Below are 7548 nucleotides of genomic sequence, written 5' to 3'. Positions count from 1 at the left end.
TCTCCTGCCCTACCGGCCTGGCCTGCTGACACTACAGCGCTAGCGGCGCGTGACACGCAGGTCCGGCTCGGGTGTTCCTGACGTCCACCGACAACGGCGCAGGCCGATTCGGGTGAGCGTTGTCACGGTTCGCGATCAGGATGGGGCGGAACTGGAGCGGCGGGCTCGGTGCAAGGCCGAGCCCGCCCGGGTCACGCCGAGAGCGAGACCGTCCTGATCTCCGAGCGAGGGCCCGGGGAGCGTTAGGCCGCCCAGGGCTGCCCGGACGCCGGTGCCGGCAAAGGGCCGAGCAGGCTACTGACGTCGCAGGTCACGACTGAAATCTAGCCTCAGCACCGGCAGGTCGTTGACGATGTGTGTGGTGGTGAGTATCCTCATACGTCATATGACAGAGATCGATATCGATCGAAGTTTCGAATTCGGCTTCGCCGCGAACGCCATGCCGATGGGGCCGTGGCTCGCACCCGAGTCGCAGGTGGGCAAGTCATCATCTCCGCCAGGCGATGTACCGGCCGGTAGCTGATTCACCTGGTTCATTGCGGTCACCCAGACCGCCGGACCGCACACCGTATGGAGGGCCGCGTGAAGCGCGTCATCACCACCGCAGCCGTCTTCGCCGCAGCCGTGATGCTGGTCTCCGGCTGTTCGGGAGGATCGGACGGCGACTCCGGTTCGTCCGGGTTCGAGTTCTGGTCGTTCACCGGGATCAACCAGAAGGCCGACGTCGAGGCCTACACGAAAGCGCACCCGGACGTGCCCATCAAGCTCACCGAGGTGGGCAGCACGAGCGAGACCGCCCAGGCGCTCACCGCGGCACTGGCCGGCGGCAAGGTGCCCGACCTCGTGCTGATCCAGGGTGACGACCTGCCGAAGTTCATGCAGTCCCCGGAGAACTTCGTGGACCTTTCCACTCTCGGCGCCGACAAGATGAAGGGTGACTACCTCGACTGGGTGATGAAGCAGTCGATGACCGAGGACGGCAAGGTGGTCGGGATACCGACCGACGTCGGCGGCATGGCGATCGCGTACCGCAAGGACCTGTTCCAAGCTGCGGGTCTGCCGACCGATCGGGACCAGGTATCCAAGCTGTGGCCGAACTGGGACGCGTTCACGGAGGTCGGCAAGCAGTACGTCCAGGCGACCGGCAAGCCGTTCCTGGACAACACGCCGACGAGCATCTTCTTCCAGGCGGTCAACCAGGGCACAGAGCGCTACTACGACGCGGGCCACAGGCTGTCGTACGACCGGAACCCACAGGTCAAGGCCGCATTCGACCTGACGCTGAAGGTCTCCGCGACAGGCATCTCCGCCAAGCAGAGCACGTTCTCGACCGGGTGGACAGCGGGCATGAGCAAGGGTGACTTCGCCGTCGTGTCCGCGCCGTCGTGGATGCTGACCTCCATCCGCACCAACGCGCCCGGTACCGCCGGCAAGTGGGATATCGCCACCATCCCCGGTGGCTCGGGCAACTGGGGCGGTAGCTATCTCGCCATCCCCAAGCGCGCCAAGAATCCGAAGGCAGCGTGGGCCTACATCGCCGAGATGCAGTCACCGGCCGGACAGCTCGCCCACTTCCTGTTGCAGGGGTCACTGCCCACGACACCGTCCGTCTACTCCGACGCGCAGCTCATCGGTAAGACCGACCCGTTCTTCTCCGGCGCACCGATCGGCAAGATCTACACCCAGTCCGTCGTGAACATCAAGCCGTTCTATATCGGTCCCGACGACGCCGCCATCGGATCCGAACTGCTCAACACCCTCACCAGCGTCGAGCAGGGCAAGGTCGCCCCGGCCAACGCGTGGAACACCGCGCTGACCAACGTCAAGAATGCCCTCCGCGGCTGAACGGACGACTGGGGCGCGGCGGTCGGCGCCGAGCCGACCGCCGCACGTCGGGAAGGTAACCGCTGTGACCACCACGCTCAGCCCGGCCACGGCCGCGGAGGCCACCTCACGGCCACCCCGGTACCGGCACGTCCAGCAGGGCTTGCGCGAGCGACTGGCGCCCTACGCCTATGTGGCGCCGTTCTTCCTGATCTTCTTCGTCTTCGGTCTCTTCCCGCTGCTGTTCACGTTCTATGTCGCCCTGTTTGACTGGGACCCCATCGGCGAACGGCACTTTGTGGGGCTGGCCAACTTTTCTCAGCTCGTCGATGACCCCCGGTTCTGGGGCGCGATGCGCAACACGTTCAGCATCTGGGTGCTGTCGACGGTTCCGCAGTTGCTGCTCGGGCTCGGCGTGGCGCACCTGCTCAACCACGTACGGCTGCGGGCGGCCACGCTGTTCCGGATGTCGGTACTCGTTCCCTACATCACCTCCGTGGCGGCGACGACCATCGTCTTCGCCCAACTCTTCGACCGCGACTACGGCATGCTCAATTGGTTTCTCGAACTGCTGGGCTTCGAGCACGTCGATTTCACGGCGTCGGTGTGGGGTAGCCACCTCATGATCGCCGCGATGGTCGCCTGGCGGTGGACCGGATACAACACCTTGCTGTATCTCGCCTCGCTTCAGGCAGTTCCCCGCGAGCTGTTCGAGGCCGCCGCCGTGGACGGCGCCAACGGCTGGCAGCAGTTCCGCCACATCACCATCCCAGCTCTGCGGCCGATCATCGTGTTCACCGTCGTCACGTCGACGATCGGTGGGCTGCAGATCTTCACCGAGCCACTGCTGGTCAACCCGGTGGGTGGACTTACCTGTGGAGCGGCACGGCAGTGCCAGACCCTCACCCTCTTCCTCTACGAGCAGGGATTCGGCCGGTTCCACTTCGGCTATGGCGCGGCGATCGCCGTCGCGCTGTTCGTCATGGTCGTGATTGTCGCCGCGATCAACTACCTGTTGGTCACCCGGACCCGCTCGGAGCGCCCATGAACCCCGCATCCACATCGTCGACCACCGGACGGGCACCGCACCGCCGACGCAGCGTCAACCGGGTCCCGTTCGTGGCGTACGCGGCGCTCGGCGTCATGGTGTTCCTCAGCGTGTTCCCGCTCTACTGGATGTTCGTGGTGTCCACGACGGACTCGGCCACCGCGACCAGCCTTCCACCACACGTCCTGCCCGGCGGCAACTTCCTGTACCTGGCGAATCTGGTCTTCGACACCGTGCCGTTCGTGCAGGCACTCGTCAACAGCCTGATCGTCTCCACCGCAATCGGTGTGGGCCAGGCGGTGCTGTGCGCGCTGGCCGGCTTCGCCTTCGCCAAGCTGCACTTCCCGGGCCGCAACACGCTGTTCCTCATCGTCGTGTTGACCATGACCGTACCGGCCCAGCTGGCCGTCATCCCGCAGTACCTCATCATGTCGGAGCTCGGTTGGGTGGACACCCTGCAGGCCCTGATCGTCCCCGGGCTGGTGAGCGCCTTCGGCATCTTTTGGATGCGGCAACATATGAGCAGCATCATCGACGACGACCTGTTGCACGCCGCCCGGGTGGACGGCGCGACGACCTGGCAGATCTTCTGGCGCATCGCGTTCCCGCTGGTCCGCCCGGCGGCATTCGTCCTGGGACTGTTCGGGTTCGTCAACGCCTGGAACGACTTCCTGTGGCCGTTCATCGTGATGAAGTCCCCGGAGCGGTACACCGTCCAGATCGCCATCAAGGCCCTGCAGAACAGCCGGGACATCGACCTGGGCCTGGCCATGTCGGGCTCGTTCCTGGCCACGCTGCCGCTGCTGGTGTTGTTCGTCTTCGTCGGGCGGCGCCTGGTGCAGGGAATCATGGAAGGTGCGTTCAAAGGCTGACCAAGGAACCCGAACTCGGTGGCCGTCCACTCCCCTGGTGCCGGCCGAACCGGCGGTTACCCGTACCGTGGCCACGAAACCACCGGTCCACGAGTTCATCGACACCGACACTGAACCTTTTCAACCTGGATCGCGCGGCGCTCACGCACCGGGTCCGACCTTGCGGTCCGCCGGACCGCAGGGGGAGGTTGAAGCCAGGGTACGGCGGTGCGTACCGCCGAGGTGGGATTGCGATCGCTCCCGATCGGCGTTGCGGGAAACGTGGTGCCAGGTGGCGCGGCGGCGACGGCGACCTCCGCAGCCGCCACAGTACTCCTGAAGCCGCCGGTCAGCGCCGTGCCGGCCGCCGTCAGTACGAGCATTGCCGTGACTGCGACGGCCGGACCAGGGATCGACGGTGCGCTGATGGCGTCGCGGGCGAGGTTGTTGTCGCCCGTGTTGCCGTGGTCGGCGCCAACTCACTACCGTTGCTGGAACTGCCACCAGTCGATGTTGAGCAGGTAGCCGCTGCCGCCGACGAACCGCAGGTACAGGTCGTGGGTGCCGGCCGCGCCGCTTACCGGGCAGGTGACGGTCGTCCAGGTCTGCCAGCCTCCGGTACCCGGCACGGTGCAGGTGCCCACGAGAGTGCCGTTGGTACCGCCCAGCCGCAGCTCGATGCGGCCGCCGCTGGTTGCCGAGGCCACTCGGGCGCTGAAGGAGCCGGCGCCGGCGCCGAAGGCCACACCCTTGACCTTGATCCAGTCCGCGTTCTCGATCCAGCCGACGTTCATGCCCCCTTCGCTGGCGGGCTCGGTCTCCACACCGGTCTCCCAGGCGATCGTCTCGGCCTCCTGCCGAACGTAGGGGTTCAGCGTCCCGACCTGCGGAGCTCCCGTCGCGGTCATGTTGATCGTCGGGATCGTGCCGTCGGAGTTGTAGTGGAACCTCTCCACCGCCACGGATCGCGTGAAGCCGCCGCCGCCCGGCAGAGCACCGTTGTGGTAAAAGAAGTACGAGCCGCCGTTGAAGTCGATGACGCCGGCGTGGTTGGTGAAACTCCCGCCCTGCCGGGGCATGACCGTCCCACGGTAGGTCCACGGCCCGGTCGGCCCAGGGGCCGTCGAGTAACCGATGAACTCCGAGCAGCACTCCGCGGCGAACACGTTGTAGTACAGCCCGTTCCGCTTGTAGACCCAGGGCGCCTCCTCGTAGAGGGTCGGGCGACTCGCGTTCCCGCTACGGGCGCCGAATCCCGCCGCCGTCAGCGGGATCTGCGTCGCGCCGCCCGAGAACGAGATCATGTCGGCGTTCAACCGCACGTACCACAGATTGGGGTTGCCCCAGTACAGGTACGCCTGCCCGTTGTCATCGATGAAAGCGGCCGGGTCGATCTCCCCGTTCTCCACGAGTGGACGACCGAGCGCGTCTCGGAACGGCCCGGTGGGGCTCTCCGACACACCGACCCCGATGGCCATCCGGCCGGTCGCCCGGTTCTTTACCGGCACGTACCAGTAGAACTTGCCGTTGCGGTAGATGGTGTGCCCAGCCCACGCGTCGGCGCTGGCCCAACTGAAGGTGGCCAGACTCATCGGAGAGCCGTGGTCGGTCCAGTTCACCATGTCCGCCGACGACCAGACCCGCCACTCGCGCATGGTGAAGTAGGTCGAGCCGTCCTCGTCGTGACCGGTGTAGAGGTACACCCGGCCGTTGTGTACCAGTGGCGCCGGATCGGCCGTGTAGATGGTCTGCACGATGGGGTTGTCCGCCCGGGCCACCCCAGGCAACACCGCGAGGCACAGCAGCGCGGACATCAAGGCCGCGCCGCGCCTGACCGCGACACGGCCGGAAATTGCGGATTTCATGGTTACCTCCTCGGGAACCACGCTCGCCTCAAGCGCGGTCGATTCGTCGCAGGTGGTGGTCGCCGGCTGGGCCGGCGCGGAGCTTGCCCTCTCCGCGCCGGCCCTCCCAGGTCACGGCGGCAGCGGACATGTCGGCGTTGATGCCGCTGCCGGCCGTGCCTGGAGTCCGCGCTCCGGCCCTGCCCGGTGCAGACCGGCAACAGGCGGAGTTGCCGTACGAGGCTGCGAGGCATGCCTGGCTCTGCCCTGTCCTGGCAGTCCGCCTATCCGGCACGTACCAGTTGCCACTGCTGGTTGTTGCCGCCCCAGTCGGTGTACTGCACGACGTTCCCGCCGTCGTTGACATCCGCGTTCTGCACCTCCAGGGCCTTGCCGCTGTTGCGGTTGATCAGGCGGACGTAGCCGCCGGCCGAGTCGGCGAGCCGGAACTGCTGGTTCGCTCCGTTGTGATCAGCCCACTGCACGACCGCGGCACCGTCCGCCATGGACGCGCTGGTGACGTCGAGCACCTTGCCCGAGTGCCGGGACTTCAGCCGGTAGTAGCCTCCGCCGGAGTCCACGAACTGCCACTGCTGCCACGCACCGTCGTTGCGCGCCCACTGGGTGATCCGCGCCCCGTCGTTCGTGGCCTGGTTGTAGACGTCCACCGCCTTGCCGCTGTTCCGGTTCACCAGCACGTACCAGGCCGTCGTGTCGACCTGCCCCGGGTTGGGGACGCTGCCGCTGTTGAGGGCGGCGAGGACCGTGTCGTAGGCAGCCTTCTTGTTGCCGTTGCCGTCGAAGAGCAGCGGGTTCTGCCCGGTGCGCCAGGAGTCGGTGTCGCGGATACCCCAGACGGTGATGCCGGTGCAGCGGGCCACGGCGAGGCAGGCTCGGGTGACGGTGCCGTAGACGGCGGCCTGGTTGGAGCCGGAGATGTCCAGCTCGGTGATCTGCACGTCGACGCCGAGGTCGGCGAAGCGTTGCAGGTTGGCCTGGTAGTCACCGGGCACCGAGTTGCTCAGGTGCGACTGGAAGCCGACGCAGTCGATCGGAACGCCACGGGCCTTGAAGTCGCGCACCATGTTGTAGATGCCGGTGGACTTCGCGTTGATCCCGTCGGTATTGTAGTCGTTGTAGCAGAGTTTGGCGCCCGGGTCGGCGGCGTCCGCGGCGCGGAAGGCCGCCTCGATCCAGTCGTTCCCGGTGCGCTGCAGGTTCGAGTCCCGCCGTCCGCCACTGCCGCCGTCGGCGAACGCCTCGTTCACCACGTCCCAGGAGTGGATCTTCCCCCGGAAGTAGGTGGCGACCTGGGTGACGTGGTTCATCGCGGCGTTGCGCAGCGCGCTGCCGGACATGCCCTCTGCCCACCCCGGCTGCTGTGCGTGCCACAACAAGGTGTGACCCCGCACGGACATGCCCCGCGACCGGGCGTGGTTGACGATCCGGTCCGCGTTCGTGTAGCTGAACCGGCCCTGTTGCGGCTCGGTCGCGTCCCACTTCATCTCGTTCTCGGCGGTGACGCTGTTGAACTCGCGGTTCAGGATGGTCATGTACGTGTTGTCGCCCATCCTGCCGGCCGCGACGGCCGCGCCGAAGTAGCGGCCCTTCTCTGCCGCCGAGGCACCCAAGGTGGTGCCGGCACTGGCGGGACCGGCGATCTGCAGTGCCATGCCGGCCCCGAACAACCCGGTCGCCAGCAGCGACAGGACCGCTCTCGTCCACCACCGTCGCCCGGGAGGTCTGGTCGGGTATCCGAGCTCGTTCATCGGTCAGTAACCTTTCGACATCGTTACCGGGGCGGGAGTCCGTCGCCACCCGAAGGGGTTGGGCCCAGCGCGGCGGGGCCGGAGGGTGAGTTCGCCAGGTCGGTCGGGTCCGCCGCCGATGCGTTCCTCAGGCGAGACCGGCGGCGGCGCCAGGCGTAAGCCGGACCTCGCGCCGCCGGGGACGTGACCAATGAACCTTCTTCAACCTGAAC

Annotated in this window: 6 protein-coding genes; 4 read left to right on the top strand and 2 right to left on the bottom strand. The window is 66.9% G+C overall.

Going from position 1 to position 7548, the window contains the following annotated elements:
• The first annotated feature begins 385 nt into the window (after positions 1–385).
• From AAH979_RS23610 to AAH979_RS23595, 4 genes are all read left to right on the top strand, one after another.
• Positions 386–523, top strand: coding sequence for a hypothetical protein (locus tag AAH979_RS23610; protein WP_346260299.1), 138 nt, complete (start codon positions 386–388; stop codon positions 521–523).
• 59 nt (positions 524–582) lie between these two features.
• A complete protein-coding gene (locus tag AAH979_RS23605) occupies positions 583–1845 on the top strand; it encodes an extracellular solute-binding protein (RefSeq protein ID WP_346260298.1) in 1263 nt (420 codons plus the stop codon).
• Between the two features lie 64 nt (positions 1846–1909).
• A complete protein-coding gene (locus AAH979_RS23600) occupies positions 1910–2872 on the top strand; it encodes a sugar ABC transporter permease (RefSeq protein ID WP_346260297.1) in 963 nt (320 codons plus the stop codon).
• Complete coding sequence (locus tag AAH979_RS23595; RefSeq protein WP_346260296.1) at positions 2869–3744, top strand: carbohydrate ABC transporter permease; 876 nt, start codon at positions 2869–2871, stop codon at positions 3742–3744. Before AAH979_RS23600 ends, AAH979_RS23595 begins: the two co-directional genes overlap by 4 nt.
• 461 nt (positions 3745–4205) lie before the next feature.
• Here the strand turns inward: AAH979_RS23595 and AAH979_RS23590 are convergent, their stop codons facing one another.
• Positions 4206–5588, bottom strand: coding sequence for a glycoside hydrolase family 43 protein (locus AAH979_RS23590; protein ID WP_346260295.1), 1383 nt, complete (start codon positions 5586–5588; stop codon positions 4206–4208).
• 263 nt (positions 5589–5851) lie between these two features.
• Positions 5852–7240 carry an endo-1,4-beta-xylanase gene (locus AAH979_RS23585; RefSeq protein WP_346260304.1) on the bottom strand — a complete coding sequence of 463 codons (1389 nt, stop codon included), beginning with the start codon at positions 7238–7240 and terminating at the stop codon, positions 5852–5854.
• Positions 7241–7548: the final 308 nt, after the last annotated feature.

Source organism: Plantactinospora sp. ZYX-F-223 (assembly GCF_039649625.1).
Taxonomy (GTDB): domain Bacteria; phylum Actinomycetota; class Actinomycetes; order Mycobacteriales; family Micromonosporaceae; genus Plantactinospora.
The sequence above is the reverse complement of the archived record's forward strand: the minus strand, read 5'-3'. Positions and strand labels throughout refer to the sequence as shown.

Coding starts and splice junctions, on each gene's coding strand:
- AAH979_RS23610 (WP_346260299.1), top strand. CDS start 386: ATGACAGAGATCGATATCGATCGAAGTTTCGAATTCGGCTTCGCCGCG.
- AAH979_RS23595 (WP_346260296.1), top strand. CDS start 2,869: ATGAACCCCGCATCCACATCGTCGACCACCGGACGGGCACCGCACCGC.
- AAH979_RS23590 (WP_346260295.1), bottom strand. CDS start 5,588: ATGAAATCCGCAATTTCCGGCCGTGTCGCGGTCAGGCGCGGCGCGGCC.
- AAH979_RS23585 (WP_346260304.1), bottom strand. CDS start 7,240: ATGGCACTGCAGATCGCCGGTCCCGCCAGTGCCGGCACCACCTTGGGT.